General features: G+C 67.5%; 26 protein-coding genes. 9 read left to right on the forward strand and 17 right to left on the reverse strand.

What is annotated here, in order from left to right; translation table 11 throughout:
* Positions 1–46: 46 nt before the first annotated feature.
* The 3 genes from ACN8ZM_RS22685 to ACN8ZM_RS22695 form a co-directional block, all read right to left on the reverse strand.
* Positions 47–1,072 carry a DedA family protein/thiosulfate sulfurtransferase GlpE gene (locus ACN8ZM_RS22685; RefSeq protein WP_420212446.1) on the reverse strand — a complete coding sequence of 342 codons (1,026 nt, stop codon included), beginning with the start codon at positions 1,070–1,072 and terminating at the stop codon, positions 47–49.
* Positions 1,073–1,258: 186 nt separating this feature from the next.
* On the reverse strand, positions 1,259–1,765 hold the full coding sequence (locus ACN8ZM_RS22690) for a cupin domain-containing protein (RefSeq protein ID WP_420212447.1): 507 nt from the start codon (positions 1,763–1,765) through the stop codon (positions 1,259–1,261).
* A 375-nt stretch (positions 1,766–2,140) separates the two neighbouring features.
* Positions 2,141–2,611, reverse strand: a complete 471-nt coding sequence (locus ACN8ZM_RS22695; RefSeq protein WP_205824909.1) for a universal stress protein — start codon at positions 2,609–2,611, stop codon at positions 2,141–2,143.
* 610 nt (positions 2,612–3,221) lie between these two features.
* Here ACN8ZM_RS22695 and ACN8ZM_RS22700 point away from each other — a divergent pair.
* Together ACN8ZM_RS22700 and ACN8ZM_RS22705 are read left to right on the forward strand one after the other, a co-directional pair.
* Positions 3,222–5,333 (forward strand): PAS domain S-box protein, encoded by a 2,112-nt coding sequence (locus ACN8ZM_RS22700; protein ID WP_043183680.1) that lies wholly within the window; start codon positions 3,222–3,224, stop codon positions 5,331–5,333.
* Positions 5,330–5,977, forward strand: a complete 648-nt coding sequence (locus tag ACN8ZM_RS22705) for a response regulator (protein ID WP_006483707.1) — start codon at positions 5,330–5,332, stop codon at positions 5,975–5,977. Before ACN8ZM_RS22700 ends, ACN8ZM_RS22705 begins: the two co-directional genes overlap by 4 nt.
* A 75-nt stretch (positions 5,978–6,052) precedes the next feature.
* On the opposite strand, the gene ACN8ZM_RS22710 is transcribed toward ACN8ZM_RS22705, so the two are convergent.
* The gene (locus tag ACN8ZM_RS22710; protein ID WP_089453011.1) at positions 6,053–6,457 is read right to left on the reverse strand and encodes a lysozyme inhibitor LprI family protein; all 405 of its coding nucleotides are present in this window, start codon (positions 6,455–6,457) and stop codon (positions 6,053–6,055) included.
* Positions 6,458–6,804: 347 nt separating this feature from the next.
* On the opposite strand from ACN8ZM_RS22710, the gene ACN8ZM_RS22715 reads away from it, so the two are divergent.
* From ACN8ZM_RS22715 to ACN8ZM_RS22725, 3 genes are read left to right on the forward strand one after another with little or no spacing between them, the layout of a single operon-like run.
* Positions 6,805–7,407: a DUF1326 domain-containing protein gene (locus ACN8ZM_RS22715; RefSeq protein ID WP_089453012.1), complete on the forward strand. Its 603-nt coding sequence runs from the start codon at positions 6,805–6,807 to the stop codon at positions 7,405–7,407.
* Positions 7,408–7,430: 23 nt separating this feature from the next.
* Positions 7,431–8,219: a DUF2182 domain-containing protein gene (locus ACN8ZM_RS22720; protein ID WP_080741589.1), complete on the forward strand. Its 789-nt coding sequence runs from the start codon at positions 7,431–7,433 to the stop codon at positions 8,217–8,219.
* A 7-nt stretch (positions 8,220–8,226) separates the two neighbouring features.
* A complete protein-coding gene (locus tag ACN8ZM_RS22725; RefSeq protein ID WP_420212448.1) occupies positions 8,227–9,120 on the forward strand; it encodes a DMT family transporter in 894 nt (297 codons plus the stop codon).
* Between the two features lie 175 nt (positions 9,121–9,295).
* Here the strand turns inward: ACN8ZM_RS22725 and ACN8ZM_RS22730 are convergent, their stop codons facing one another.
* From ACN8ZM_RS22730 to ACN8ZM_RS22760, 7 genes are all read right to left on the reverse strand, one after another.
* Positions 9,296–9,988: a hypothetical protein gene (locus ACN8ZM_RS22730; RefSeq protein WP_420212449.1), complete on the reverse strand. Its 693-nt coding sequence runs from the start codon at positions 9,986–9,988 to the stop codon at positions 9,296–9,298.
* A gap of 256 nt (positions 9,989–10,244) precedes the next feature.
* Positions 10,245–10,571 (reverse strand): DUF4148 domain-containing protein, encoded by a 327-nt coding sequence (locus ACN8ZM_RS22735; protein ID WP_043183673.1) that lies wholly within the window; start codon positions 10,569–10,571, stop codon positions 10,245–10,247.
* Positions 10,572–10,793: 222 nt separating this feature from the next.
* The gene (locus ACN8ZM_RS22740; RefSeq protein ID WP_420212450.1) at positions 10,794–11,669 is read right to left on the reverse strand and encodes a PilZ domain-containing protein; all 876 of its coding nucleotides are present in this window, start codon (positions 11,667–11,669) and stop codon (positions 10,794–10,796) included.
* A 79-nt stretch (positions 11,670–11,748) separates the two neighbouring features.
* Entirely contained in the window at positions 11,749–14,328 is a 2,580-nt protein-coding gene (locus tag ACN8ZM_RS22745; RefSeq protein ID WP_420212451.1) for a penicillin-binding protein 1A, read from the reverse strand.
* Between the two features lie 175 nt (positions 14,329–14,503).
* Positions 14,504–15,511, reverse strand: coding sequence for a trans-3-hydroxy-L-proline dehydratase (gene lhpH / locus ACN8ZM_RS22750; protein ID WP_043183670.1), 1,008 nt, complete (start codon positions 15,509–15,511; stop codon positions 14,504–14,506).
* A 65-nt stretch (positions 15,512–15,576) separates the two neighbouring features.
* Positions 15,577–16,698: a branched-chain amino acid ABC transporter substrate-binding protein gene (locus ACN8ZM_RS22755; RefSeq protein ID WP_420212452.1), complete on the reverse strand. Its 1,122-nt coding sequence runs from the start codon at positions 16,696–16,698 to the stop codon at positions 15,577–15,579.
* 121 nt (positions 16,699–16,819) lie between these two features.
* Positions 16,820–17,557: a FadR/GntR family transcriptional regulator gene (locus ACN8ZM_RS22760; RefSeq protein ID WP_043183666.1), complete on the reverse strand. Its 738-nt coding sequence runs from the start codon at positions 17,555–17,557 to the stop codon at positions 16,820–16,822.
* 263 nt (positions 17,558–17,820) lie between these two features.
* On the opposite strand from ACN8ZM_RS22760, the gene lhpI reads away from it, so the two are divergent.
* From lhpI to ACN8ZM_RS22775, 3 genes are all read left to right on the forward strand, one after another.
* Complete coding sequence (lhpI, locus tag ACN8ZM_RS22765) at positions 17,821–18,756, forward strand: bifunctional Delta(1)-pyrroline-2-carboxylate/Delta(1)-piperideine-2-carboxylate reductase (RefSeq protein ID WP_420212453.1); 936 nt, start codon at positions 17,821–17,823, stop codon at positions 18,754–18,756.
* 168 nt (positions 18,757–18,924) lie between these two features.
* A complete protein-coding gene (locus ACN8ZM_RS22770) occupies positions 18,925–19,329 on the forward strand; it encodes a response regulator transcription factor (RefSeq protein ID WP_043183664.1) in 405 nt (134 codons plus the stop codon).
* 16 nt (positions 19,330–19,345) lie between these two features.
* Complete coding sequence (locus ACN8ZM_RS22775; protein ID WP_089453019.1) at positions 19,346–20,125, forward strand: helix-turn-helix domain-containing protein; 780 nt, start codon at positions 19,346–19,348, stop codon at positions 20,123–20,125.
* A gap of 60 nt (positions 20,126–20,185) precedes the next feature.
* On the opposite strand, the gene ACN8ZM_RS22780 is transcribed toward ACN8ZM_RS22775, so the two are convergent.
* The 6 genes from ACN8ZM_RS22780 to ACN8ZM_RS22805 form a co-directional block, all read right to left on the reverse strand.
* Entirely contained in the window at positions 20,186–20,536 is a 351-nt protein-coding gene (locus ACN8ZM_RS22780; protein ID WP_420212454.1) for a metal ABC transporter ATPase, read from the reverse strand.
* Between the two features lie 154 nt (positions 20,537–20,690).
* On the reverse strand, positions 20,691–20,930 hold the full coding sequence (locus ACN8ZM_RS22785; protein WP_089453021.1) for a UDP-glucose 4-epimerase: 240 nt from the start codon (positions 20,928–20,930) through the stop codon (positions 20,691–20,693).
* 16 nt (positions 20,931–20,946) lie between these two features.
* Positions 20,947–21,237 (reverse strand): DUF1488 domain-containing protein, encoded by a 291-nt coding sequence (locus tag ACN8ZM_RS22790; protein ID WP_043183659.1) that lies wholly within the window; start codon positions 21,235–21,237, stop codon positions 20,947–20,949.
* 138 nt (positions 21,238–21,375) lie between these two features.
* The gene (locus ACN8ZM_RS22795; RefSeq protein ID WP_043183658.1) at positions 21,376–21,774 is read right to left on the reverse strand and encodes a DUF488 domain-containing protein; all 399 of its coding nucleotides are present in this window, start codon (positions 21,772–21,774) and stop codon (positions 21,376–21,378) included.
* Between the two features lie 163 nt (positions 21,775–21,937).
* Positions 21,938–23,140: an amino acid aminotransferase gene (locus tag ACN8ZM_RS22800; RefSeq protein WP_420212455.1), complete on the reverse strand. Its 1,203-nt coding sequence runs from the start codon at positions 23,138–23,140 to the stop codon at positions 21,938–21,940.
* Between the two features lie 45 nt (positions 23,141–23,185).
* The gene (locus ACN8ZM_RS22805; protein ID WP_043183656.1) at positions 23,186–24,571 is read right to left on the reverse strand and encodes an amino acid permease; all 1,386 of its coding nucleotides are present in this window, start codon (positions 24,569–24,571) and stop codon (positions 23,186–23,188) included.
* 317 nt (positions 24,572–24,888) lie between these two features.
* Between ACN8ZM_RS22805 and ACN8ZM_RS22810 the strand changes: the two genes are divergently transcribed.
* Entirely contained in the window at positions 24,889–25,362 is a 474-nt protein-coding gene (locus ACN8ZM_RS22810; protein WP_043183655.1) for an Lrp/AsnC family transcriptional regulator, read from the forward strand.
* Positions 25,363–25,370: the final 8 nt, after the last annotated feature.

Here is a 25,370-nt window from a genome sequence, read left to right on the forward strand (position 1 = left end):
GGCGGAATTCGAATGCGCCGAATGCGCGCGTATGCCGCGCGCGGATTTATTTGGACAGCGTCGCGCGCACCGTATATTCGCCTTCGAGCGCACCGTGTTCCTGACGCACGAAATACCGCGACGCATCGAGATCGGCCGGCAGCGGCTCGACCGGGAAGCCGTGCTTTTCCCACGCATCGAGGCCGCCTTTCAGCGCGCGGATGTTGTGGATCATCTTCTTGCGCTGCATCTTCGCGATCAGGCGCTTCGCGGTGGCCTCGTTCGGGCACACGCAATAGACGACGATCGGCCGTTTCAGCATTTCCGGGTCGAGCAGGTCCGGCGAATCGAGATCGACCGGCACCGCGCCGGCGATCCGGTACGGTTCGCGCTCGCGAATCGCTTTCGGCCGCGCATCGAAGATCAACGGCGGCTCGTCCGACGTCATCATCTCGACGAGTTGCGGCGGCGAGATGCGAACCTGCGCGAGATAGCGGCGGAACTGCACGCGCCGCACCCAGCGGTACAGCAGGAACGTGATGAAGATCGCGAGGAACGCATCGAGGATCGTGCCGCCGCTCGCGCGCACCCACAGCACGAACTGGACGATCTGGTCGTGAATGGCCGCGCCGCCGATCAGCCAGAATGCGGCCCACAGTGACGCGCCGGCCAGATCCCAGAACAGGAACACGCCGACGCCGATCGCGGTCGTGCCGAGCAGCGGCGCCGACACGAGGCCGAGGCCCGGCAGGAATTTGGACAGCACGAGCAGCGGCGCGCCGTATCTTTCGAATACGTTACGCGCGAAACGCAGCGTCGTGTCGAGCGACAGCGAGAAGCGCACGAGGCCGTTCAGCAGGCGCCGGCCACGCGTGCGGCCCATGAAGAACCACAGCGAATCGGCCAGCATCGTCGCGCCGATCGCCGCCGCGAACATGCTGACCCAGGACGCCTGCCCCATTGCCGCCATCGTGCCGCCGAGAATCAGCATCGGCACGGCCGGCACCGGCACACCGAGCTGCGTGATCAACACGCTCGCGAACACGGCCCACGGGCCGAGCGACGATGGAATAGCGATGGGAAAGTGCCACACGGCGGCGCTCCTGGAAGACATGCGGCCGCGCGACGGGGGCCGTCGGTACGGCTGGGCACCGGCCGCCGCGGCACGTCCGCAACCGACCTGATGCATCACGGCATTCTAAACGGGTTTGGCCGCGATCGCGCTGAACACGCGCCATCGGCACGGGCTTCGCGCCATTAGGCTGCACCACCGTGACGGTCACATGTCCGTGCGCTGAGCAAGCTGCACGACGTATTCCGCGTAGTCGGGAAACGCGGCGGCCAGCGCGGCCGCGTCGGCCAGTTCGAATTCCGCGAACTCGAAGCCCGGCGCCACCGTGCAGCCGACGAGCGCAACGTGCTCCGGCGCTGCGCAGCGCGCGCCGAACCAGCTCCCGGCCCGCACGACCGCCTGGAACACGGTGCCCGGATGCGTGAGCGGATTGCCGAGCCGGTGGATCGTCAACCCGTCGCGCTCGTCGAGCACCCACACCTCGATCGGGTCGCCCGCGTAGAAATGCCAGACCTCGTCGGAACGGATCCGGTGCCACGACGAATACGCGCCGTCGCACAGCAGGTAGTAGATCGCCGTCGACGCGGCGCGTGGCGCACCGTCGGCCGGACGCACGACCGAATCGGTCGCACGATAGGTTTCGCGGAAATAGCCGCCTTCGGGATGCGGCTGCAGGTCGAACTGGCGAATCAGGTCGGTAGCGGAAATCGGCATGGCGGATGACGTCGGTAAGGTAAGGAACCCGGAACCGGTGCGCGGCCTCGCTTCGCTCGTCACGACCGCGACCGTATTCCGCCGGATGCCGCTGCGTCGATCGCCGCTGCCATGCGCGCGGCGAACAAGCGGACACCGGTCGATGCTGCCAGAACTGCGTGTCGGGATGCAACCGCGGGCGCGGGATTGCGCCCGGGAACGTGCATCGGGCGCGCCGCCCTCGCCCGGCCGATGCGACAGAAACGACAGCCGCGCTCACACGCCGTGCGTCGACCGGCGCGTCGTGCGTTTCCGTTTCAACAGGCCGTCATCCGGCGCAGGCGCGCGACCGTTGCCGGCCGCGACCGCTCATGCGCCAGCGCCGTGCCGCGTGCGTCACGCAGCCGCCGACGCGCCGGGCTCGCTGTGCCGCACCAGCAGCACGGGCCGGTCGGCCGCGCGCAGCAGCGATTCGGCGACACTGCCGAGCAGCAACCGGCGCAGGCCGTGCCGCCCGCTCGTGCCCATCACGATCAGGTCGGCGTCGGCTTCGGCCGCCGTGCGCATCAGCACCGTGGCGACATCCTCGCCGTATGCGTCGAGCGCGCGCACGGTGCCTGGCACATGCTCCTGCGCGAGCACCGCTTTCGCATCGTCGAGCACCGGCGTCGCGGCATCGGTCGCGGCCGCATCGCCGGCGCGCGCGGCCGCGAAGCCCGCATCGACGTCGACGAGCTGCGGCCGATGCTCGACGACATACGCGCAGGTGACTTCACCGCCGGACGCCGCCGCGATCCGGATCGCCTCGTTCAGCGCGAGACGCGCACTCGGGCTGCCATCGAGCCCGACGAAAATCCGCTTGTACATGGTCCGTCCCTCCGACCGGGCACGCGTCGCGCATTGCGCGACGACGGCCCGTTATCGCCACCCGGCCCGGTGCCGGCTGGCCTGCCGAACAGTCTGCCCCACGTGCCGACGCGCCCGTTGATGCGCGTCAAACGCGGCCGGCGCGCCCGCTGCTTCACGCCAGTTGCCGCAATTTCTAGTGACCCCATTACAAAAAACGTGTAAATCGCGCACAATTTCATCTTGAAAATAGACGTTGCGTGCAGCCGGTGCGAGTTTTGACCGGTTTTGCTGCGCTGCCCCCGTGCTAAGGGCCTGTTTACGCCTATAACGGACTTGCGAACGTGCCTTGCCGGCCGTAGTGCAAGGAGTGAGGAGCGCCGTTTGGCCGCGCCAAACAAGCGACGATCGACGCCGCAATACGGCCGGCAAGGCACGTTCCCCTGTCTTGGAAAATTCATTCGCGGGGCTGGCCCCCAGAAGGGCCGATCGCGGCGTCATACTCCTCGCGAATACGTCGAGTATTCGCTTCGTCGCATTCCTTGCGCTCGGCCCTTCTGGGGGCCAGCGCAAGTCCGTTATAAGCGCAAACAGGCCCTTAGGCGGCCCCCGACAACAGAATGGCCATCGAATGACCGCAAGTGGAACCCCGACGCGTGACGCCCGAGGGCCCACGCGCCTCCAGATCATGTTACGCCAGCCGCTCGCGGCCGGCGTCGTTACGCTGTGCGCCGGCGCGGCGCTGTCGCTCGGCGTCGCGCTGCTCGTGCGCGACCAGTGGCAAGGCGCCGTCCATACGCGTTTCGAACGCCGCACGTCGCACGTGACCGCGATGCTCCGCCACGAGCTGCAATCCGGCGTGGCCGTGCTCGAAGGCGCGCGCGGCGCGTTCAGCCTCGTCCCGGGCATGACGCCCGAGCAATGGCGTCGGTATGCGGACACGCTCGATCTCGACAGCGCCCGCTCGCCGGTCCGCCAGATCGGCTATGCACCGCTGGCGCCCGCGACGCGCACCGCCCTCGCCGGCGCGAAGCCGATGCCGGCCGGCACGCTCGCGACCGCCGCGCTCAGCGCACCGGCGTCGAATTCGCCCGTCGTGCGCTTCGGCGCGTCCGACGCGGCACCGCTCGCGCGCGCGCTGCAGACCGGCGACATCGCACTCGGCGTCCACCCGGCCGACGACGACACGTCCCGCGACGCCCGCACTTTCACGCTGTTCCTGCCGGCCGTCGCGTCGCCGCATGCGGCCGGCACACCGCCCGGTACGCGCGAAGCCGGCGCCGACGGGGTGCTGTTCGCGGCGTTGAGCCCGCGGCGCCTGATCGAGCGCGCACTCGACGCGGAGCGCGGGATCGACGTGTGGATTACCGCCGGCGGCGATCGGCGCGCGATCGTCAGCGTCGAAACGACGACCGACGAGGCGTCGGCATCGCCCGACCTGATGCGGCGCACCGACGAGCTGAATTTTGGCGGCACCGTGCTGACGCTCACCTATTCCGCGGACGGTCGTCCGAGCGCAACGGGCGCGCAACGCGCGGCCGGCACCGTGCTCACCGCGGGGCTGATCGCGTCGATCGCGTTCGCCGTGCTCATCCATGCGCTGCTGCGCGGCCGCGCCGGCACCGCCGATTCCGGCGCGAGCAGCCGCGGCATCCTCAACGAAGCGCGGATGATGGGCATCATCCGTTCGTCGATGGAAGCGATCATCACGATCGACGAAAAGCAGACGGTCGTGATCTTCAATCCGATGGCCGAGCAGGTGTTCGGCGTGTCCGCGATGGAGGCGATCGGTGCGCCGCTGTCGCGCTTCATCCCCGAGCGGTTCCGCGCCGCGCACGCGAAGCACGTCGACCAGTTCGGCGTGACGGGCGTATCCGAGCGGCAGATGGGTCGCCAGCGGGTGCTGTTCGGGCTGCGCGCCAATGGCGAGGAATTCCCGATCGAGGCGTCGATCTCGCAGATCCGCGATGCGTCGGGCAAGCTCTACACCGTGATGCTGCGCGACATCACCGAGCGGCAGCGTGCCGAGAACGCGCTGAAGCAGTCGCGCGAGGAATTGCGCGAACTGTCGGCGAACCTGCAGAACGTGCGCGAAGAGGAAAAGACCCGCATTGCGCGCGAACTGCATGACGACCTCGGCCAGCAACTCACCGCGCTGAAGATGGATCTGTCGGTGGTCGAGCAGCAGTTGCGCGGCCCCCGCCATGCGCCGCCCGACGAGGGCGTGCTCGGGCATCTGCAGGGCATGCGGCGGCTGATCGACGCGACGGTCGCGTCGGTGCGGCGCATCGCGGCCGACCTGCGGCCCGTGATGCTCGACGATCTCGGCCTCGTGCCCGCGATCGAATGGCTCGCGAACGATTTCACGAACCGCTACGGGATCGATGTCGAGCGGCACATCGAAACGGGCGGCCTCACATTCACCAGCGCGGGCGCGACCACGTTGTTCCGGATCGTGCAGGAAGCGCTGACGAACGTCGCGCGCCACGCGGATGCAACGCGCGTCGCGCTGCGGCTCGACGTCGAGGAAGGCTTCTGCGTGTTGCGCGTCGCGGACAACGGCCGCGGCTCGGCGCGCGGCGGCACGGCCCACGAAGACAAATCGTTCGGCCTGATCGGCATTCGCGAACGCGCCCACATGCTGGGCGGCACCGTGACGATCGACACCGCGCTCGCGCGCGGTTTCTCGATCACCGTCGCCCTCCCGCTCAGTACCGTACAACAGGAAACGCTCATCATATGATCAAGGTGCTCATCGCCGACGACCATACGCTCGTACGCGACGGTCTGCGGCACATCCTCCAGAACGCCACCGGATTCGAGGTGGCCGGCGAAGCCTGCGACGGCCCGTCGACGATCGCGCTCGTGCGCGCCACGCCCGCGCAGGTGCTCGTGCTCGACCTGTCGATGCCGGGCCGCAACGGCGTCGAACTGATCAAGCAGATCAAGGACGAGAAGCCCGCGCTGCGCGTCCTCGTGCTGACCATGCACGCGGAGCAGCAATACGCGGTGCGCGCGTTCCGCGCGGGTGCGTCCGGGTATCTGACGAAGGAAAGCGCGAGCGCCGAGCTGGTCGGCGCAGTCACGAAGGTGGCGTCGGGCGGCGTCTACGTGAGCCTCGCGATGGCCGAGCAGTTCGCGCAGAGCCTGAACGAGCCGGCCGAGACGCTACCGCACCAGCGGCTGTCCGACCGCGAATTCGACGTGTTCCGGCGGATCGCCGCCGGCCAGACGCTGACCGAGATCGCCAACGCGCTGTGCGTGAGCGCGAAGACGGTCAGCACGTACAAGACGCGGATCCTGGAAAAGATGCAGATGCCGCACGAAGCGGCGCTGGTGCGTTACGCGATGCGGCACAAGCTGCTCGACGAAACGGACGACGTGTAACCGACGACGTCCAGCCTCGGATGGTGGGCGCCACCGGCCGCGCGGCAGGCGGCCGGCCGGGGTGGCGCACGACGCTTACTTGGCCGGCACCGGGCACGCGAGATCGCCTTCCTCGCAGGACAGATAGCCCTTCAGCGTTTCGGTGCGCGCCTTGGTCAGATCGTCGAGGCAGGTCGACACGACCATCGGATACACGCTGCCGCCTTCGGCATTCGCGCTGGAGAAGTTGCACTCGGCATCGCGATACGCGATCCACGCACGCTGCGCATTCACGAGTTTGTCGGCAAGCGGCCGCGCTTCGTGCAGGCGTGCGGTGACGGCCTGGTAGGTCCGGTTCAGTTCCCCGTCGGATTTCTTGTAGGCGCGATCGGCACATGCCGTCATCGCCGCCTGATCCGTCGCGTCGGCACAATTCGCCTGTGCATGGGCGACGTTCGCCGCCAGCGCCAGCGAGCACAGCAGACCGGTCAAGACACGCATGGATGCTCCTTGTTGTTCGTTGAAGTCGGGGAACCCGGTGCCGGGCTTGCCGCGCTGACGCGCATCGCGCCGCCGTCTCGCGGCGACACCGATCGCGATGCTAGCGCACGCGCGCTGGCTTGTCAGCCGGCCTCGCAGCCTGCGACGGCTTGCATATCGGCCCTCCACACCTACACTTGAAAATCGATACGCCGCTTCAGGCCCGCGCTATCGCATCCATCCCGTCTCCGCTTCCGCGCATTCCTCAGCGCATTTCGCGTTCGCATCGCCGAGCGGGGTGACGATTCGTCTGTCAGCTTCCTCCACCCAGCCCAACGTGCCATCGCCGTCGCTCCCTGGAGGGAATCATGAGCTATCACCTTGAAGGCCGTCTGCTCGAGGTCTGCAACTGTCGCGTACTTTGCCCGTGCTGGATCGGCGAGGATCCGGATTTCGGCGTCTGCGACACGATCGTCGCGTGGCATGTCGACAAGGGCACCATCGACGGCGTCGACGTGGGCGGCAATACGCTCGCCGCCGTGTGCCGCGTGCCGGGCAACATCCTGCAAGGCAACTGGACGGCTGCGATCTATCTCAGCGACACCGCGTCCGAGGCGCAGGAGCAGGCGCTGCTCAAGGTCTACACGGGCCAGGCCGGCGGCCCGATCGCCGAACTCGCCAAACTGATCGGCAAGGTCGTGTCGATCGAACGCGCCCCCATCACGTTCAATGTCGAAGGGGCGCGCGGCACGCTGTCGATCGGCACCGACTACCACGCGGAACTCGAGCCGTACCTCGGCCCGAGCGGCGCGCAGACGACGCTGACCGACACCGTGTTCTCGACGGTGCCCGGCGCGCCGGTGTTCGTCGGCAAGGCGCCCGTCTATCGGTCGAAGAACGCGGCGATCGGCATCGACGTCGATCTGAAGAATCACAACGCGCTGCAGAGCACGTTCCTGTTCGACGCGTGAAGCGCGATCGCACGCCAACGATCATGGCTGCGTCGCTGCATCGGCGCGTGTTTCCACTCGTGCTCGCGAGTCTCGTCGCGTTCGCGTGGCTCACCCTGTGGGCGTGGACGCGCAGTCCGTACGGGCGGTACCTCGACCACGGCGACAGCACACTGCCGTCGCCGTTCAGCGCGCTTTGTCGCGCGCTGCCGGGCGGCACGCTATGGCTGCCGGCTGCGTTCGACGCGGCCGGCTGGACCCTGATGATCCTCGCGATGATGCTGCCGACGACGCTGTCGCTGTTCGATGCGTTCGCCCGCGTCGTCGCGAGCCGCCCCGACCAGACGCGCCTGCTTGCGCTCGTCGGCATCGGCTACGTCGCCACGTGGAGCGGCTTCGGCCTCGTCGCACACGCCCTGCACGGGCTGCTGCTGACCGGTGTCGCGCAGGTGCCGGCGCTCGCGTGGCGTGGCTGGCTGATCGGCGCGGCCGTCTTCGCGCTCGCCGGCGCGTTCCAGTTCAGCGGACTGAAGACGCACTGCCTCGACCGCTGCCGAACCCCCTTCAGTTTCGTGATCAGCCGCTGGCGCGGCCGCACGCCGATGCGTCACGCGTTCGCGCTCGGCGTCAGCCACGGGGTCTTCTGTGTCGGCTGCTGCTGGGCGCTGATGCTGCTGATGTTCGTCGTCGGCGCCGGTAGTCTGGGCTGGATGCTGTCGCTCGCCGCGTTGATGGCCCTCGAGAAGAATGCGTCGTGGGGGCAGGCGCTCACCGCGCCGCTCGGCGTCGCGTTGTTCGGCGCGGCCGTGCTGATCGTCGCCAGCCACGCGTGAGGCCCCGATGCGACCGCCCGCCTCCGCATTCGCGCTGCATGTCCGGCCGGGCGTGCGCATCGTCGCATTGACGACGATCGCGATGCTCGCGTTCGCATCGAATTCGCTGCTGTGCCGACTCGCGCTGCAGGCTGGGCGAATCGACGCGGCCAGCTTCGGCAGCCTGCGCCTCGTATCGGGCGCGCTGATGCTCGCGGTCGTCGCGCGCGTGGGTGCCCGACGGCCCGCCCCGCCAGCCGACTGGCCGGCTGCGGCGATGCTGTTCGTATACGTCGCATGCTTCTCGTTTGCGTACCTGACCGTCAGCGCGGCCACCGGCGCGCTGATCCTGTTCGGCGCGGTGCAACTGACGATGTTCGCGGCGGGATGGCACGCGGGCGAACGGTTTGCCGCAACCGGCTGGGCCGGGTTCGGCGCGGCGCTCGGCGGGCTGGTATATCTCGTGTCACCCGGGCTCGCCGCGCCGACCCCACAAGGTGCCGCGCTGATGACGGCCGCCGGCATTGCGTGGGGCATCTATTCGATACGGGGCCGCCGGCCCGTCGATCCGGTCGCGGCGACCGCCGGCAACTTCCTGCGTGCGGCGCCGCTGGCACTCGCGCTGAGCGTCGCGCTCGCCGCCCGCTTTCATGTCACGCCGGCCGGCGTCGCCCTCGCCGCGCTTTCCGGGGCGCTGACGTCGGGCCTCGGCTACGTGGTCTGGTATGCCGCGCTGCGGCACCTCACGGCCATGCGCGCCGCGGCGGTTCAACTCTCCGTTCCGCCCATCGCCGCGTGCGGCGCCGTGCTGTTCCTGTCGGAACAGCCGACATGGCGGCTCGCGCTCGCATCGGCCGCGATCCTCGGCGGCGTCGCGGCCGTGCTCGCGACGCGGGCTCGGCACGCGAGTACTGCGCGGTAATGATGGGTGGAGTTGAAGCCCAAGTGTGGGCCCGTCGCATGGATTTCAGGGATACCGGGAACACACATTTTTACGGGATAGCTCGCGGTTGAAACCCTGGATTCGCCTGACGGAAGAATCGCGCAGTCACCCAAATCACCGGCTCAAAAGCGGCCGGAGGTTCGGGCCGAAACCGTCAGTAGCGGTACGCGTCACCGGTGCCGATGTATTCCGCCGTCAGTTTGCTCGCCGTATCCGACAAACCGAGCAACTTGAGAATCTTTCTGGTTCTCCGTCCAATGATCAATTCATCGCGAAAGGCCAACAGCACGAAGAGCGCCACGACCGACATCGTCATTGCCAGCAGGATCGGCATCAGGTCAAAAAATTGGCCCCACGTGGATGCCGCGAACGCCAACATAAAGGCCAGGCCAAAAAATAAAAGCGCGGTCACGGCGAGGTAGGCGTAAAGCAAGGATCTGTTGAAAACGGGCTTCAGGCCGTCAGGGCAAGGCGGCTTGAATACGATCAACCTCGCAAACGGGTTGTGAAGCGCCATCATCAATCCGTTTTCGTCACAGACGGCGTCGACATGCCCGCCATTCTCAATCGAAATACTGTCGAACCAGCCCTCGAGCGTTCGCCCTGCCACCTCGATCTCGATCCAGTAACCTTTGCGTGGTTTGGAGCGAGCCCTGTCAGGATCGTTCTGCATCGCCATACCACCTTCACCAATGGCCTCACGCAATAGAGGCGCGAACTCCGCTGCCATCGCTTCGAATTTTTGAAATTTTGATGCCGAATACACCTCGCGAGAAAAGCGCAAATTTGACACTGTTCCGCTGACCAAATACAGGCGCATCGCTTCTCCGTTGATTGAAATCGTCATTCCACATCGCCGGCGATCTTACGCTAACGATGCAACGCGGAAGCGTATCCAGCGGACGTTGCATGCGACATGATTATTGGCACGGGTTGATATCGCATGGATCCATCGCCAGTTTTCGCATGTCCTGCGCATTCCTCGCGGCTGAAAGCATCGCGCCGCTGCGCTCCAATGCAAAGAGCCCGCACTCCAACCGAGTGCGGGCTCTTTTCAATGCGAGGCTTCCAGCGGCGGCAAACGCCGCCGCATGGCAACTGGCTTAGTGGCCGAAGAACACCGACGAACGGTCGGTTGCGGCCGGCACGACCACGCGCTGACCCGACTGCGACGCCGCGGCAGCGTTCGCACCGTAGCCCGTTGCATCAGCTTGCGCGCCGGTGTTCTGCGCGGCGGCGATCTTTGCTTGTGCGGCCTGGATGTTTTCCGGGTAGTTCATCCAGTCGTTCGGGTTGTAGCCGGCCTTTTCGAGCTGGACCAGCTCGGCGCGCACTTGCGCGCGCGTCAGCGGCTGCTGGCTCTGTGCGAACGAGACGACCGGTGCGGCCACCAGAGCGGCCAGTGCAACTGCCTTGATCAGCGATTTCATGATGCATTACCTCCAGAATTGTTTTGTCAGGCGCTTCGGACTCGGGGTCGTTGCGCATGAGTAGAAGTCTAGGAGGCTGCGCTATCAGGGTAAATACTTAAATCGCGAATTCACTGTTGACGGAAAATATACAATCGCCGTGGAAACCATTGAATCATCAGATGATTATCGGCATTCACGCACTGAATACCGCGGCACGGCGCCCGGTCCGCCCGCCCCCCATCAGCGCCGCCGATCGGTATCCGACGACGCCATCAGCCGGTCGAACAGCAGCGCCTTGAGGCGGATCAGGTCGTCGGCGCCGATCTCGCCGAACGCCGCGTGATGCAGCGTCAGCGCGGGCGCAGCCGGATCCGCATGGACGGCCCGCACGGTACCCTCGAGCGCCAGCAGCTCGACCCGATCGCCCGCAGCGTACGGAAGCAGCACGCGCAACGGTTCGCCGGTTGCCGCAATCGGCCGGTCGACGGCAATCGACAGCCCGCTCACGCTGATGTCGTGCACCATCCCGATGCCTTCCGCCCCCTCCGCCCCGCCCGCGCAGCAGGCGGCGATCCGCACCGGCACGCGCGGCTCCGCGCGCGTGCGCAGCCGGTCGACGAAGCCGGGCGGCGACAGGATCAGAAACCGCGCGGCACCAGACGTCTGCACCGACTCGACCGTCGCACCGAAACGCGACACGGCGGCTCGGCCGATCGCGACCGCCTCGATGTCGTCGCCGCGCGCGAAGTCGAACGCGGCGGCCGGCTGTGGCTCGACGAACAGCGCGCCCGACGCGGCGATGCCGATCAGCCGGCAGCGCTGCAGCCCGCGTGTCGCGCCGACCCGACGGCGGAGACCGATCGCGGCGCCCGCCGACAATCCCATTCGCGCGGCGTGCGGCACCGCGTCAGGCACGCTGGGCTCGGGCTCGGCGTTGTCGCGCCGGCGTACCGGCCGGAAATGGTCGAACAGGAACGCATGCTGCGCGGCATCGCGCAGCGTCGTACCGGCCGGCAGCAGCGCGGCGCCGTCGGCATCGTAGAGATCGAAGCCGAGCGGGACGCCGGCGGCGAGATCGTCGCGCACGAGCGGGACGTAGTCGGTAGATAGCCTCATCGGGGAGGCGCGGAGCGACCGCGCGAGCTGTCATGACAACATGATTACGGCAGCATCGCGCGAAATCTGAACGGCTCCGTTACTGCGAAGCGCCGGTCGCGTCGGGCGCGACCGGTACGGACGGCTGAGACGGCTGGGACGATGGGGCTGCGGCCGGTGCGGCGCCGGGGCCCGCGCTGCCCCCGTTCGCCGTGCTCGCCCCCGCCGGCGGCTGCGCTGGCTGCGGTTGCGACGCGCCCGCCGACAGCGCGGCGGCCGACGCGGCCACTTCGGACGCCGGCACCCATTCCTCGACGATACCGCCCGATGCCGCTTCGGGCGCCGAAGCGGCCGAGGCCGCGCCCGTGTCAGCCTCGGGCGCACGCTCCACCCGCTGCGTCCTGACCGGCGCCGGGGCCTTCTTCGCCTCGGGCGGGAACCACGTGTCGAACAGGTCGGTCACGCGCTCGCGCAGCGACGCGAACCAGCCCGGCGACGGCTCGGTATCGAATTTCGCCTTCGTGTCGACGATCCGGGCGCGCTGCGCACGCTGGAAGAAATCGCCGACGATCGGCAGCGCACTGTGCGCGCCCTGCCCCCAATAATCGCTGCGCAGCGTCACGCGGCCGTCGTCGAACCCGACCCACGCGCCGGCAACGAGGCCGGGCTGCATCAGGATGAACCAGCCGTCCGCGTTGTCCTGCGTCGTGCCGGTCTTGCCGGCCACGTCGCCGCGGATCCCGAAGCGCGTGCGGATGCTGCCGCCCGTGCCGCGTGTCACGACATCGCGCATCACGCTGAGCAGCGTCTTGTCGGTTTCCGCGTCGAGCGCACGCTCGGGCGGCGCCGGCGCGTATTCGGCGAGCACGTCGCCCTGGCGGTTCTCGATGCGCGTGACCATCTGCGGCTCGACATACAGCCCGCCGTTCGCGATCGTCGCGTACGACGCGACCATCTCTTTCAGCGTGACCGGGCTCGTGCCGAGCGCGAGCGACGGCACGCGTTCGAGCGGGCTTTCGCGCACGCCCATGTCGCGCGCGAGCCTGGCGACGGAAGCCGGCCCGACCTTCTCCATCACCTGCGCGGTGATCCGGTTGCGCGACAGCGCGACCGCGTCGCGCAGCGTCATCGGCTTGCCGGTCGGCGGCACGTCGTCGTTCGGCCGCCAGATCTCGCCGCCCTTCAACGGGATCTCGACCGGCTGGTCGATGAACGTGTCGTCCGGCTTCATCCCGCTCGCGAACGCGACGCCATAGACGAACGGCTTGAACGTCGAGCCCGGCTGGCGCCGCGCCTGCGCAACGTGGTCGAACGGTTCGTTGGTGAAGTCGCGGCTGCCGACCCACGCGCGGATCTGACCGTTGCGCGGATCGATCGCGAGGAAGCCGGCCTGCACGTCGGTCTTGGTCTTGCACAGCGCGCGCATGAAGCCGCGGTCGGCCGCGAGCAGCTTCATCGCGGCCGCGTCGTCCTTGCCGGCGTCCTGCGCAGCCTTGTACTCCGGCGACTCGCGCATGAACGTGCGGAACACCTCGTTGTCGGTGCCGCAGCCGTCGCGGCCGCTCCATGCGTTGTTCGCGATGCCCTGCAGCTGGTTACCTTGCAGCGTGAGCGCCTGGGTCGCCATCTGCTGCAGCCGCGAGTCGATCGTCGTGCGCACGATCAGCCCGTCCGCGTAGATGTTGTAGTCGTTGCGGTCGGCCCACGCGATCAGCCATTTGCGCAGCTGCTGCGCGAAATGCGGCGCGGGCCCCGGCGGCTCCTTCTGCCGCTCGAAGTCGATCCGCAACGGCCGGCGCTGCAGCTGCGCGAACTGCGCGGGCGACAGCTTGCCGTACTTCACCATCTGGCCCAGCACCGTATTGCGCCGCTGCAGCGCGCGCTCGGGATTCAGCACCGGGTTGTAGTAGCTGTTGCCTTTCAGCATCCCGACGAGCGTCGCGCTGTCGAGCACGTCGAGCTCGTCGGCCGACTTGTCGAAATAGGTGCGCGCGGCCATCTCGACGCCGTACGCGTTGTACAGGAACGGCACCGTGTTCAGGTAGGTCTCGAGGATCTGGTCCTTGCTGTAGACCGCCTCGATCTTCAGCGCGGTGATCGCCTCCTTCACCTTGCGCGTAAGCGTCGGCGCGCGGCCGATCTCGTCCGGATACAGGTTGCGCGCGAGCTGCTGCGTGATCGTCGAGCCGCCCTGGCGGCTGCCCGAGAACGTATGGAGCGCGGCCGACGCCGTGCGCTTCCAGTCGAGGCCGTGGTGTTCGTAGAAGCGGTGATCCTCGGTCGCGATCAGCGCATCGACCATGTGCGGCGAGATCTGCTTGAGCGGCACCCACTCGCGGTTCGACGGCTTGAATTCGGCCAGCAGCTTGCCGTCGGCAGACAGCACCTGTGCGGGCTGGTCGACGCGCGCCTTGCGGATGTCGCCGATGCCCGGCGTGAACGGGATCAGCACGACCACGTACACCACGAACAGCGCCGGCACGGCGGCGCCCGCGAGCAGCACGCCGCGGCGCGTCGGATGACGGACATGGTGCCACGCGGTGGCGGCGAGAGGCTTGACCCGCGCGACGGCGGCAGCCGCGACGGGTTGGGCGCGCGCGACCCATCTGGCACAGAAGTCACGCACTGACGACACGTTTCGGCGATTCACGCGGGTGGAGCTCGGCTGAAAAGGGTGCATCGTACCAAACTCGCGCGGCCCGCCGGACTGCGATGGCGTCGCACCGGCATGCACGGGGCGGCGGCGCGGGCGGTACCCACGTAAAAAAGGCGCGCGCCCCGCAACGGGAACGACGCGCCAAGCCTGGTACTACAACCGGGAGGCCGCGCGACGCGCGGCCGATCGGCGCTGCCACTCAGCGCACGAGAAAACCGTAGGTGAGCGGATCGCGTTCGTCGACGATCCAGTTCGCGAACCCGCAGATATGCGCGCTGCCCTCCACTTCCGGAATCACGGCCGGGATGTCGCCGACCGTCGTTTCGCGCAGCACGCGCCCCTTGAAGACCGTGCCGACGATCGACTCGTTGACGAGCGTGTCGCCGGCCGCGAGCAGCCCGCGCTGGTAGAGCTGTGCAACCCGGCCGCCGGTGCCGGAACCCGTCGGCGAACGGTCGACCTCGCGATCCGCGAACACGCAGCAGTTCGCCTGCGTCGAGCCCGGGTGGCGCGGCGCGTTCGCGATGATCGTGCCGTAGATATGGTTGATTTCCGGAATCTCCGGATGCACGACCGGGTACTTCGCGTTCGCGGCGGCCTTCACTTCCGCGCCGAATCGAATCAGCTTTTCCACCGCCGCTTCGCGCACCGGGAGGTCGAACGGCGCGCCGTCGACATAGAAATAGAACGCGCCGCCGTACGCGATGTCGCCCGTCACGGTGCCGAACGACGGGGTCTCGACCGACACGTCGCGCTGCCAGATGAACGACGGCACGTTGACGAAGCGCACCGGCCCCGCATGCTCGCCGTCCCACTTGACGAACGCCTCGATGAAGCCGCACGGCGCGTCGATGCCGACCCGCGTTTCCGGCACCGTGCGCTGCACCCAGCCGAGCTCGACGGCCGCAGTCGACAGCGCGATCACGCCGTGTCCGCAATGGTCGCTGTAGCCTTCGTTGTGCAGGAAGATCACGCCGAAATCGGCGTTCGGCGACACGGGCTCGGTCAGGTAGCCGCCGTACATGTCGGCGTGGCCGCGCGGTTCGAACATCAGTGCGCGGCGGATCTCGTCGGCGTTCTCCTTGAGCCACGCGCGGCGCTGGACGATCGTGTCGCCCGGCAAACGCGGCAGCCCGCTCGTGACGATGCGGAACGCTTCGCCGCCCGTATGGACTTCGACGGTGGAAAGGGATCGGGAAATTTTCATGGGTGGTCGAATGCGTTGAAACGAAGAACGGCGGCCGCGCCGCCGTCCGATGGCAGGCTGGCCGGTTACTTCGCGTACGGTTCCGGCAGGCCGTTGCGGATCACGTAGACGGTGGTCGGCGCGCCCTTCAGGTCGCCGTTCGCGTCGAACGAATAGGTGCCCGCGACGCCCTTGTAGTCCGACTTCGCGAGCTGCGCGATCAGCTTCGCCTTGTCGGTGGTCGTGCCGGCCTTGACCATCGCGTCGGCGAGCAGCTTCATCCCGTCGTAGTAGTTCACGCCGTAGACCTGCGTATCGGTGTGATACGTGTCGTGGTACTTCTTCAGGAATTCGCGGCCGGCCGCCGTCTTCTCGAGCGCGACGCCGCCCTGCGCGCAGTAGACGATCGACGCCGCGTCGCCCGCCACCTTGCCCATGTCGGCCGAGCAGATGCCGTCGCCGCCGAGCAGCTTCGCACGCAGGCCGCGCTGCTTCATCTGCTTGGCCATCGGCGCGCCCTGTGCCGCGTAGCCGCCGAGGAAGATCACGTCGGGGTTGCTGGCCTTGATCTTGGTGAGAATGCCGAGGAAATCGGTGGCCGACGAACTCGTGTATTCCTGGTCGACGATCTTGATGCCGTTTGCCTTCGCGACGTTCATGAACTGCTCGGCCACGCCCTGCCCGTATGCGGTGCGATCGTCGATCACGGCGGCGGTTTTCGCGTTCAGCGTCTTCGCGGCGAAGGTGGCCATCGTGCCGCCGAGCTGTTCGTCGCTCGCGCCGATCCGGAAGATGTTCTTGAAGCCCTGCTTCGTCAGCGCCGGGTTCGACGCGACCGGCAGCATCGGCACGCCGGCAGTCGAGTACACGCGCGACGCGGGAATCGCGACGCCCGAGTTGTACGGCCCGAGCACCGCGACGACGCCCTTGTCGACGAGATTCTGTGCGACCTGCACACCGGCCTTCGGGTCGGCCTGGTCGTCGTCGGAAACCAGTTTGAACGTGACGGTCTTGCCGGCGACCTTGATGCCAGCCTTGTTGAGTTCGTCGACGGCCAGGCGCGCGCCGTTTTCATTGTCCTTGCCGTTCGCGGCCTGCGGGCCGGTCAGCGGCGCCGAATGGCCGATCATCACGACTTCCTGCGCGTGCGCGGAAGTCAGCGCGCCGGCGGCGATGGCCACCGAGAGCGCGGTAACGAGGTGTCGCATGATGTCTCCTGATTGGTTTTGTGTGAAACCAATGTAGGACACGCGTGGTCACCATGCAAGCAATATCAAAATAAAAACTTCGATTCTGGTCATTTTTCAGACCAGAACGAACCTGGCGCCGTCATTTCGGCGTGATGTCGCGCCGCACGCGGCGGATGTGCTGCTCGACATAGAACGCCGCCGCGTCGGCGTCGCCGGACACGATCGCCTCGTAGATCAGCCGGTGTTCGGACACGTAGAGCCGGATTCGGCCCGCATCGTAGATGCCGTCGTCCTTCAGGCGTTTCCACAGCGGCTGGTCCATCGTCTTCGCGACTTCGTCGGCGATCTTCACCATCAGCGCATCGCCGGTCATCAACGCGAGCTGACGATGGAACAGCCGGTCGCTCTCGTTCCACAGCGCGCGCTGATGCGGATCGTCGACGTCGGTAATGGTTTCCATCTGAGCCAGATAGCGCTCGGCGCCGGCGTCGGCCCGACCGTGCGCGGCCGCGAGGCGGGCGATCGCGGGCTCCAGGATCAGCCGCACGTCGAGCGTCGACGTCGGGCTGAAATCGGGTTCGGACGCCGCGTGCGTGTCACCGCGCTGCGCGAGCACGTCGAGCGGCGACGCGACGACGTAGGTGCCGGAATTGCGCTTCGTGAACACGAGCCCTTCGTTCTGCAGCGCGCCGAGCGCCTCCCGCACGGCCGGCCGGCCGACCTGGAACAGCCCCGCGAGCTCGCGTTCGGACGGCAGCCGCGACTCGGCGGCATAGCGCCCCGCGCGAATTTCGTCGCGAATCTTCTCGGCCACCTGCTCGTAGATCTGCAGCGGCCTGAAACCGCCTTCGGGTGTGTCGGGACGCGCGGACATCATCGTATGGCTCCTGCCCGGTCGCGGGCGTGAATCTGGAATGGGTTCGCACTATACCGGAGCGCGCCGGCATCGACGCCGTGACGGCCCTTCTGGACAGATATTAGAACCAAAAACAGCGAGCCGCTTTATTTTCTGGGTTGCGGGTGGGCCAGCAAGTGGTATAGATTCGATCCACACTGCCCTGTGTCACGGTATCCGGCAGCCCTGTGGCGGGCGCGGCATGCGCCCGTCGTCCACGCTCACCGACGCATACGACGTACACGATGACCGCTCTTTCCCCGATTCCCGTTTTCGATGCGGCCGACACGGCCGCGCTGCTCGACTACCCGGCGCTCCTCGCCACGCTCAGGCAGGCTGTCGCCGACTATGCGTCGGGCGAGATCGTCAGCCCCGAACGCCTGGTCGTGCCGCTGCAGGCCGGCGGCGTGATGCTGTCGATGCCGTCGAGCGCGCGCGACCTCGCGACCCACAAGCTCGTGAACGTGTGCCCGGGCAACGGTGCGCGCGGGCTGCCGACGATCCTCGGCCAGGTCACGGCATATGACGCGACCACCGGCGAGATGCGCTTCGCGCTCGATGGCCCGACGGTCACCGGACGCCGCACGGCGGCCATCACCGCGCTCGGCATCCAGGCGCTGCACGGCGCCGCGCCGCGCGACATCCTGCTGATCGGCACCGGCAAGCAGGCCGCCAATCACGCAGAAGCGCTCGCCGCGATCTTTCCCGAAGCACGCCTTCACGTGCGCGGCACCAGCGCCGACAGCGCGGCGGCCTTCTGTGCCGCCCATCGCACGCACGCGCCGCGTCTCGTGCCGCTCGACGGCGACGCGATTCCCGATGCGATCGATGTCGTCGTCACGCTGACGACGAGCCGTACGCCCGTCTATCGCGAAGCCGCGCGCGAAGGCCGGCTCGTGGTCGGCGTCGGCGCATTCACCGCGGACGCGGCCGAGATCGACGCGACCACGGTGCGCGCCAGCCGGCTGGTGGTCGACGATCCGGCCGGCGCGCGCCACGAAGCCGGCGACCTAATCGTCGCGCAGGTCGACTGGCAGGACGTCGCATCGCTGGCCGACGTGCTCGGCGGCGCATTCGACCGCAGCGGGCCGCTGCTGTTCAAGAGCGTCGGCTGTGCCGCGTGGGATCTGGCCGCGTGCCGCACGGCGCGCGATGCGCTGGACGCACGCCGGGCCGGCTGATTCGGCGGCGCAGCCCGCTGGCCGCGCTCGCGGCACCCCCAGCTCGGCGCCGCTCCGGCGATTTTCCGTACGCGTTGTAGGAATCGCCCTACAACGCGTCGCAGCGGCCTACATCAACTTCCAATTCGGCCGATTTCATTTTCGGCGGCGCAACACGATACTGCCGGCATGAATGCCAGCCAGTTGCCCGCCGCACTCCGGGTGTTTCTCGTCGATCACGCTGTTGCCGTCCGGCAGCGGATCGCGCTGCTCGTCGGCGCGATCCGCGGCGTCGCCGTCGTGGGCGAGGCGGAGGACGGCCAGGACGCGTGGACGCATATCCGCAGCAGCCAGGCGGACGTGGTGATCGTCGACCTGCGGCTGGCGGACGGCAGCGGCCTCGACCTGATCGGGACGCTGTCGAAGGCCGCGCCGCGCATCGTCACGATCGTGCTGACGAATCACTCGGCGCCGGCATTCAGAGAGGCATGCGCGTCGGCCGGAGCCGATTACTTCTTCGACAAGACCGTCGAATTCGACGCTGCATGCCGTGTCATCGAATCCCTGGTGCACGCCCGCGCGCACCGCCCCTGACGAGCCGGAGTGACTCATGTCCACAGCCACCATCTGCGCCGCCGACGTACCCATCGCACCTCGGCCGACGATTCCGCTTCGCGCGGTCACGCGCGCCGACGCAGCCAAACATCCCGCCGCGCGCTGCTCGGTCTGCGCGATGCGCTCGATGTGCCTGCCGCCGCACCTGACCGCGGCCGAATACGGCCGCCTCGACGCGATCATCTGCACGACCCGGCAGGTTCGCCAGGGCGACGCGCTGTTCCGCACCGACGATCCGTTCCAGAGCATCTATGCGGTGCGCGCCGGTTCATTCAAGACGGTGATGATGCATCGCGACGGCCGCGAGCACGTGACGGGTTTCCAGATCGCTGGTGAAACGCTCGGGATGGACGGCATCGGCGGCGGCCAGCACTGTTGCGACGCGATCGCGCTCGAAGACAGCGTCGTGTGCATCATCCCGTTCGGCGCGCTCGAAGCGGCGTGCCGCGAGATCAAGCCGATGCAGCACTTCCTTTATCAGATGCTGAGCAGCGAGATCGTCCGCGAGTCGAGCCAGATGCTGCTGCTCGGCACGATGTCGGCCGAGCAACGCGTCGCGCATTTCCTGCTGAACCTGTCATCGCGCTTCGAGGCGCGCGGCTATTCGGCGACGGAATTCAACCTGCGGATGACGCGCGAGGAAATCGGCTGCTATCTCGGGATGAAGCTCGAAACCGTGAGCCGGATGTTCTCGCGGTTCCATCGTGAAGCGCTGGTCGAAACGCGCGGCAAGCGCATACGCATCATCGACTCGCAAGCGCTCGCACGGGTCTGACGGACCAAGACCCGGGCGACGTCTGGCGACCCGCACGACCCCGGCCCCGCGCGCGATGCATCATCGCACCGCGCAGCCGGCCGCCGCGTTGCGCAGCCCCACCCTTGCACCGCCCGCCTGGCATGCGATCAGCGCCTGTTCGGCCTGCATGAACGCACGGCGCAGCGTGTCGTCCACGTCGCCGCCGACGCACGGCGGCAGCGACCACAGCGCCGTGTCGTGCATCACGAGGTCGAGCCGCACGTCGTACTGACGTGCGCCATCGGCGGCGGCACGCGCTTCGATGGCGAGATGGCAGCCGCCGATCAGCGCGCGAAACCGTTCCAGCCGGACCAGCTGCGCGCCGGCTTCGGCTTCGACCGCGGCGGAACCCGCGAATCCGTGGCAGGCGATCTGCATGCCCACGCCCATGTCGTGTCTCCTGACGGGGCCGCCCGCTCGTCGACCGCCTTGCAAGTGCCGCCCGCACCGAAAGGCGGCGGCACGTGTTGCCCGTGGCACGGCGCGAATGCTTCGATCGCTGCCGGCCGATAGTCTGCCCGCGCTTTCGTCGGCGCGGGACGGTTCATACGTTGAAGGTCTGCGACGCCTTCATCTCGATCCACGTCATGCCCGCCCGCAGCCCTTCGATCATCGCCTCGCGCTCGGTCGGATACGCGTGGCTGTGCTCGAACGTGTGATGAAATCGCGCGGCACCGGTGCCATGCTCGACCGACACGCGGCAGCGGAATTCGCCTGATTCGCACGGGCGCGTCTCGACTTCGACGGACCAGTCGCGTTCGTGAATATTGCCCTGCAGTGTCATGCGCCCTCCTGCGGTATCAGTCTTCGAGCCGGAAGTGGCCGCTGTGCAGCAGCACCGGCCGGCCGCCGATTTCCTCGAGCATGCGTCGCGCCATCGCCTCGATCGCCGACCGGTGCGCTTCGAACGCAGCCAGCAGGTCGCGTTCGAGCAGCGACGGCGCGCCGAAATGATCTTCCAGCGCCTCGGCCGTGACCGCGCACTGCACGCAACGCCCGTCGACCAGCGCCGAAAACGCCACGACCAGATCGCGTGCGCAATATTCGGGGGGTTCCGGCGGGAAGACAATCTGCATCTGTCGGCCTGTCATCGTCGTGATGGCTCCATGACAAGAGCATAGTGGCGCGCGCGCCCGCGCGCTTGACCCACGTCAACCGGTTCGCTGCGCCGCACGATAACGACGCAGCAGCGTGCCGGCGCGGCTGCGCGACGCCGCTTCAAACTGCGTTCAGCCCGCGTCGGGCTCGATTGCCGCGCCGCGCTCCGCGAGCAGTTCGCGCAGCACGCTGCGGTGGCAATGGCGCTCGTCGTCGCAGTAACAGCCGATCGAGAACGCGGTGGTCGCCGACAGCGCCGCCAGCAGGTCGAGCACCTTCGACGCATCGCCATGCGCCATCTCCGCGCGGAAGTGACGCCGGAACGCGTTCCATTCGGCATCGGTTTCGGCGGCCTGCGCCTGTGCGACGAGCTCCGGGCTCGGCGACAGCGTCGGCAACCATACATCATAGTAGTTGCGCGACGCGAATTCCGCCTTCGGCACGCCGCGCGGCGGCCGCCGCACCGTGCCGATCCGCAGGCCCTCGCCGGCCGCGCGCGGCGTGCCGAGCTGGATGATCCGGATGCCCATGTCGCTCCTTTCGAGTGATGTTCGATCCCGTGATCGTACCGCCGCGCCTGCCCCCGCGTCAGCCGGGCGACGCACCTTGCGGCCGCCCAACAAAAAACCGGCTGCCCCCTTGCGGGAGACAGCCGGTTCGGCCTGCCGCGTGGCGCGCCGGAGCGCGCCGCGATCAGACGCCGCTTTTCAGCACCTTGCCGATTGCATCGGCGACGATGGCGACGTTCGAGTCGTTCAGGCCCGCCACGCACATCCGGCCCGAACGCAGGATGTACACGCCGTGCACTTCGCGCAGCGCGTCGACCTGCGATTCGGTCAGGCCCGTGTACGTGAACATCCCGCGCTGCTTCACGTAGCGCGTCAGTGCCTCGCCGCTGACGTGGTCGCGCAGGCCGTCATGGATCGACTGGCGCATCCGTGCGATGCGGCGGCACATCGCCGCCAGTTCCTCTTCCCACTGCTTGCGCAGCGCAGGCGTGCCGAGCACGGCCGCCACGACCTTCGCGCCGTAGGTTTGCGGGTTGCTGTAGTTCGAGCGCACGGCGCCGGCCAGCTGGCCGAGCACGCGGTCGGCCGCGGCGGGATCCTCGCAGACGACGCTCAGGCCGCCCACGCGCTCGCCGTACAGCGAGAAGTTCTTCGAGAACGAGTTCGCGACCAGCGCCGGCACGCCGCGGCGGGCCAGTTCGCGCACCGCGAAGGCGTCCGCGTCGAGGCCCGCGCCGAAGCCCTGGTACGCCATGTCGACGAACGGCAGCAGCCCGCGCGCCTCGATCACGTCGATCAGCTTCTCCCACTGGCCTTCGTCGAGGTCGACGCCGGTCGGGTTATGGCAGCACGCGTGCAGCAGCACGATGCTGCGCGCCGGCAGCGCGTCGATCGCCGCGAGCATCGCGTCGAACTTCAGGCCGCCCGTCGCCTCGTCGTAGTACGGGTACGTGTTCACCGTGAAGCCGGCGCGCTCGAAGATGAAGCGGTGGTTTTCCCAGCTCGGATCGCTGAGCCACACCTGCGAATCCGGGAAGTAGCGCTTCAGGAAATCGGCGCCCACCTTCAGTGCGCCGGAGCCGCCGAGCGTTTGCAGCGTCGCGATGCGGCCGGCCGCGCGGGCCGGGTGATCGGCGCCGAACACGAGCGCCTGCACGGCGTCGCGATACGCGGCCAGGCCGACCATCGGCAGATACGGCTTCGCGCTGCTGTCGCGCTGCAGCGCGGTTTCGGCTTCGCGCACGGCGCCCATCACCGGAATCCGGCCTTCGGCGTCGAAGTAGATGCCGATGCTCAGGTTGACCTTCTGGTCGCGCGGATCTTTCTGGAAGTCCTCGTTGAGCGTCAGGATCGGGTCGCCCGGGTACGCGTCGATGTGTTCGAACATGGCTATGTCGGTCTCGTTTGGAAGAATGATCGGTCGTGGCCTGCTTCAGCGTGCGGATGCGCTGTCATGCACCGCATAGCCTGCATTCTTCTGACGGAAGCGATACCCGACCGCGAGCACCGCGAGCCATACCGGGATCAGGTACACCGACAGGCGGAGATCCGGCGTCAGGTACATCACGACGAGAATGCCGGCCATGAATGCCAGGCACAGGTAATTCGTGAAAGGATAGCCCAGACTGCGGAAGGAAGTCTCCTCCCCGGCCGCGCGCTTCGCCTGGCGGAACTTCAGGTGGATCAGGGTGATCATCGCCCAGTTGATGATCAGCGCCGACACGACGAGGCCCATCAGCACCTCGAACGCCTTGCCCGGCATGAAGTAGTTGATCAGCACGCACACGCCGGTCGCGAGCGCCGACGCGCCGAGCGCGGCGAGCGGAATGCCGCGCTTGTTCACCGAGCACAGCACCTTCGGCGCGTTGCCCTGCTGCGCGAGGCCGAACAGCATCCGGCTGTTGCTGTACACGCCGCTGTTGTAGACCGACAGCGCGGCCGTCAGCACGACGACGTTCAGCACGTTCGCAACCACGTTGCTGCTCAGCGCATGGAAGATCAGCACGAACGGGCTGCCGCCGCTGACGACCTTTTCCCACGGATACAGCGACAGCAGCACAGCGAGTGCGCCGATGTAGAAAATCAGGATCCGGTAGATGACCTGGTTGGTCGCACGCGGAATGCTGCGCTTCGGATCGTCGGCCTCGGCCGCGGTGATCCCGATCAGCTCCAGCCCGCCGAACGAGAACATGATCGCCGCCATCGACATCACGAGCCCCGACACGCCGTTCGGGAAGAAGCCGCCGTGCTGCCACAGGTTGCGGACGGTGGCTTCCGGCCCGGCGTGGCCGCTCGCGAGCAGCCAGCCGCCGAAGCCGATCATGCCGACGATTGCGGCAACCTTGATGATCGAGAACCAGAATTCCGTCTCGCCGTACGACTTCACGCTCGCCAGGTTGAGCAGGTTGATCGCGACGAAGAACACCAGCGCCGACACCCAGGTCGGCACGCCGGGCCACCAGTACTGCACGTAGATCCCGACGGCCGACAGCTCGGCCATGCTGACGAGGATGTACAGCACCCAGTAGTTCCAGCCGGACAGGAAGCCGGTGAAGTGGCCGACGTACTTGTTGGCGAAGTAGCTGAACGAGCCGGCGACAGGCTCGTCGACGACCATCTCGCCGAGCTGGCGCATGATGAAGAACGCAATGATGCCGGCCACCCCGTAGCCGAGCAGCACGGACGGGCCCGCCATCTTGATGGTCTGCGCGATGCCGAGGAACAGCCCCGTGCCGAGCGCGCCGCCGAGCGCAATCAGCTGGATGTGCCGGTTCTTCAGCCCGCGCTTCAGGCCGTCGCTCTCGTTTCCAGAAACCATGTCTTCTCCACTCTGTCCGCCTCCGCCTGAAGCGGTGCGGCGCGCCTCGGTGTGCCGGGCGCTGTTTTGCTGTGCCGGGGCCGTTCGTGGAGCCGCCGGGTTGGGGACTGCAATCTTCGCGTGGCGGCGCCCGATTCGTGTCGGCGTGCCCGCCAGACCGGCCGCCGACTGTCGCCGCGCCCGCATTGCTGCGTTCGCACACGAAAATCCGGCGTCAGTTTAGCGTCGCGACGACGAAATCGGGTTTCGTAACTCGTTCATGCAAACCCTACATTATGAGATAAGATTGCATCCAGGAGATAGATAAGGAAACAAAAATGCATGAACCGGTTCTGGATCGCCTCGATCGCCACTTGCTTTCGATCCTGCAGGAGAACGGCCGCGCGTCGAACCTCGATCTGGCGAAGGCCGTCGGCCTGTCGCCCGCGCAAACGCTGCGCCGCCACCGGCGGCTGGAGGAGATCGGCGCGATCCGTCGCTACGAAACCCGGCTGTGCCCCGACACGCTCGGTTTTGGCGTCACCGCTTTCGTGCACGTGACGATGGAGCGCGGGCATATCCGCGACCTGTCGAAGTTCCAGAAACTGGTGTCCGATCTCGCGCAGATCCAGGAGTGTTTTTCCGTGACGGGCGACATCGACTACGTGTTGAAGGTCGTCGCACACGACCTGAAGGGCTTGTCGCAGTTCCTGCTCGAGACGCTGATGCGGACGCCCGGCGTGAGCGGCGTGCATTCGAGCGTGTGCCTCGACGAGATCAAGTGCACGAGTGCGATGCCGGTCGAGGGCTGAAGCCGCGG

The sequence above is a fragment of the Burkholderia aenigmatica genome, from assembly GCF_048627025.1.
In the GTDB taxonomy this organism is placed as follows: Bacteria; Pseudomonadota; Gammaproteobacteria; order Burkholderiales; family Burkholderiaceae; genus Burkholderia; species Burkholderia aenigmatica.

Coding starts and splice junctions, on each gene's coding strand:
- ACN8ZM_RS22745 (WP_420212451.1), bottom strand. CDS start 14,328: ATGCACCCTTTTCAGCCGAGCTCCACCCGCGTGAATCGCCGAAACGTG.
- ACN8ZM_RS22795 (WP_043183658.1), bottom strand. CDS start 21,774: ATGGGCATCCGGATCATCCAGCTCGGCACGCCGCGCGCGGCCGGCGAG.
- ACN8ZM_RS22810 (WP_043183655.1), top strand. CDS start 24,889: ATGCATGAACCGGTTCTGGATCGCCTCGATCGCCACTTGCTTTCGATC.
- ACN8ZM_RS22690 (WP_420212447.1), bottom strand. CDS start 1,765: ATGCCGATTTCCGCTACCGACCTGATTCGCCAGTTCGACCTGCAGCCG.
- ACN8ZM_RS22760 (WP_043183666.1), bottom strand. CDS start 17,557: ATGATGTCCGCGCGTCCCGACACACCCGAAGGCGGTTTCAGGCCGCTG.
- ACN8ZM_RS22800 (WP_420212455.1), bottom strand. CDS start 23,140: ATGTTCGAACACATCGACGCGTACCCGGGCGACCCGATCCTGACGCTC.
- ACN8ZM_RS22715 (WP_089453012.1), top strand. CDS start 6,805: ATGAGCTATCACCTTGAAGGCCGTCTGCTCGAGGTCTGCAACTGTCGC.
- ACN8ZM_RS22705 (WP_006483707.1), top strand. CDS start 5,330: ATGATCAAGGTGCTCATCGCCGACGACCATACGCTCGTACGCGACGGT.
- ACN8ZM_RS22780 (WP_420212454.1), bottom strand. CDS start 20,536: ATGGGCGTGGGCATGCAGATCGCCTGCCACGGATTCGCGGGTTCCGCC.
- ACN8ZM_RS22710 (WP_089453011.1), bottom strand. CDS start 6,457: ATGCGTGTCTTGACCGGTCTGCTGTGCTCGCTGGCGCTGGCGGCGAAC.
- ACN8ZM_RS22735 (WP_043183673.1), bottom strand. CDS start 10,571: ATGAAATCGCTGATCAAGGCAGTTGCACTGGCCGCTCTGGTGGCCGCA.
- ACN8ZM_RS22700 (WP_043183680.1), top strand. CDS start 3,222: ATGACCGCAAGTGGAACCCCGACGCGTGACGCCCGAGGGCCCACGCGC.
- lhpH (WP_043183670.1), bottom strand. CDS start 15,511: ATGAAAATTTCCCGATCCCTTTCCACCGTCGAAGTCCATACGGGCGGC.
- ACN8ZM_RS22805 (WP_043183656.1), bottom strand. CDS start 24,571: ATGGTTTCTGGAAACGAGAGCGACGGCCTGAAGCGCGGGCTGAAGAAC.
- lhpI (WP_420212453.1), top strand. CDS start 17,821: ATGACCGCTCTTTCCCCGATTCCCGTTTTCGATGCGGCCGACACGGCC.
- ACN8ZM_RS22720 (WP_080741589.1), top strand. CDS start 7,431: ATGGCTGCGTCGCTGCATCGGCGCGTGTTTCCACTCGTGCTCGCGAGT.
- ACN8ZM_RS22790 (WP_043183659.1), bottom strand. CDS start 21,237: ATGACAGGCCGACAGATGCAGATTGTCTTCCCGCCGGAACCCCCCGAA.
- ACN8ZM_RS22785 (WP_089453021.1), bottom strand. CDS start 20,930: ATGACACTGCAGGGCAATATTCACGAACGCGACTGGTCCGTCGAAGTC.
- ACN8ZM_RS22770 (WP_043183664.1), top strand. CDS start 18,925: ATGAATGCCAGCCAGTTGCCCGCCGCACTCCGGGTGTTTCTCGTCGAT.
- ACN8ZM_RS22730 (WP_420212449.1), bottom strand. CDS start 9,988: ATGACGATTTCAATCAACGGAGAAGCGATGCGCCTGTATTTGGTCAGC.
- ACN8ZM_RS22775 (WP_089453019.1), top strand. CDS start 19,346: ATGTCCACAGCCACCATCTGCGCCGCCGACGTACCCATCGCACCTCGG.
- ACN8ZM_RS22725 (WP_420212448.1), top strand. CDS start 8,227: ATGCGACCGCCCGCCTCCGCATTCGCGCTGCATGTCCGGCCGGGCGTG.
- ACN8ZM_RS22755 (WP_420212452.1), bottom strand. CDS start 16,698: ATGCGACACCTCGTTACCGCGCTCTCGGTGGCCATCGCCGCCGGCGCG.
- ACN8ZM_RS22740 (WP_420212450.1), bottom strand. CDS start 11,669: ATGAGGCTATCTACCGACTACGTCCCGCTCGTGCGCGACGATCTCGCC.
- ACN8ZM_RS22695 (WP_205824909.1), bottom strand. CDS start 2,611: ATGTACAAGCGGATTTTCGTCGGGCTCGATGGCAGCCCGAGTGCGCGT.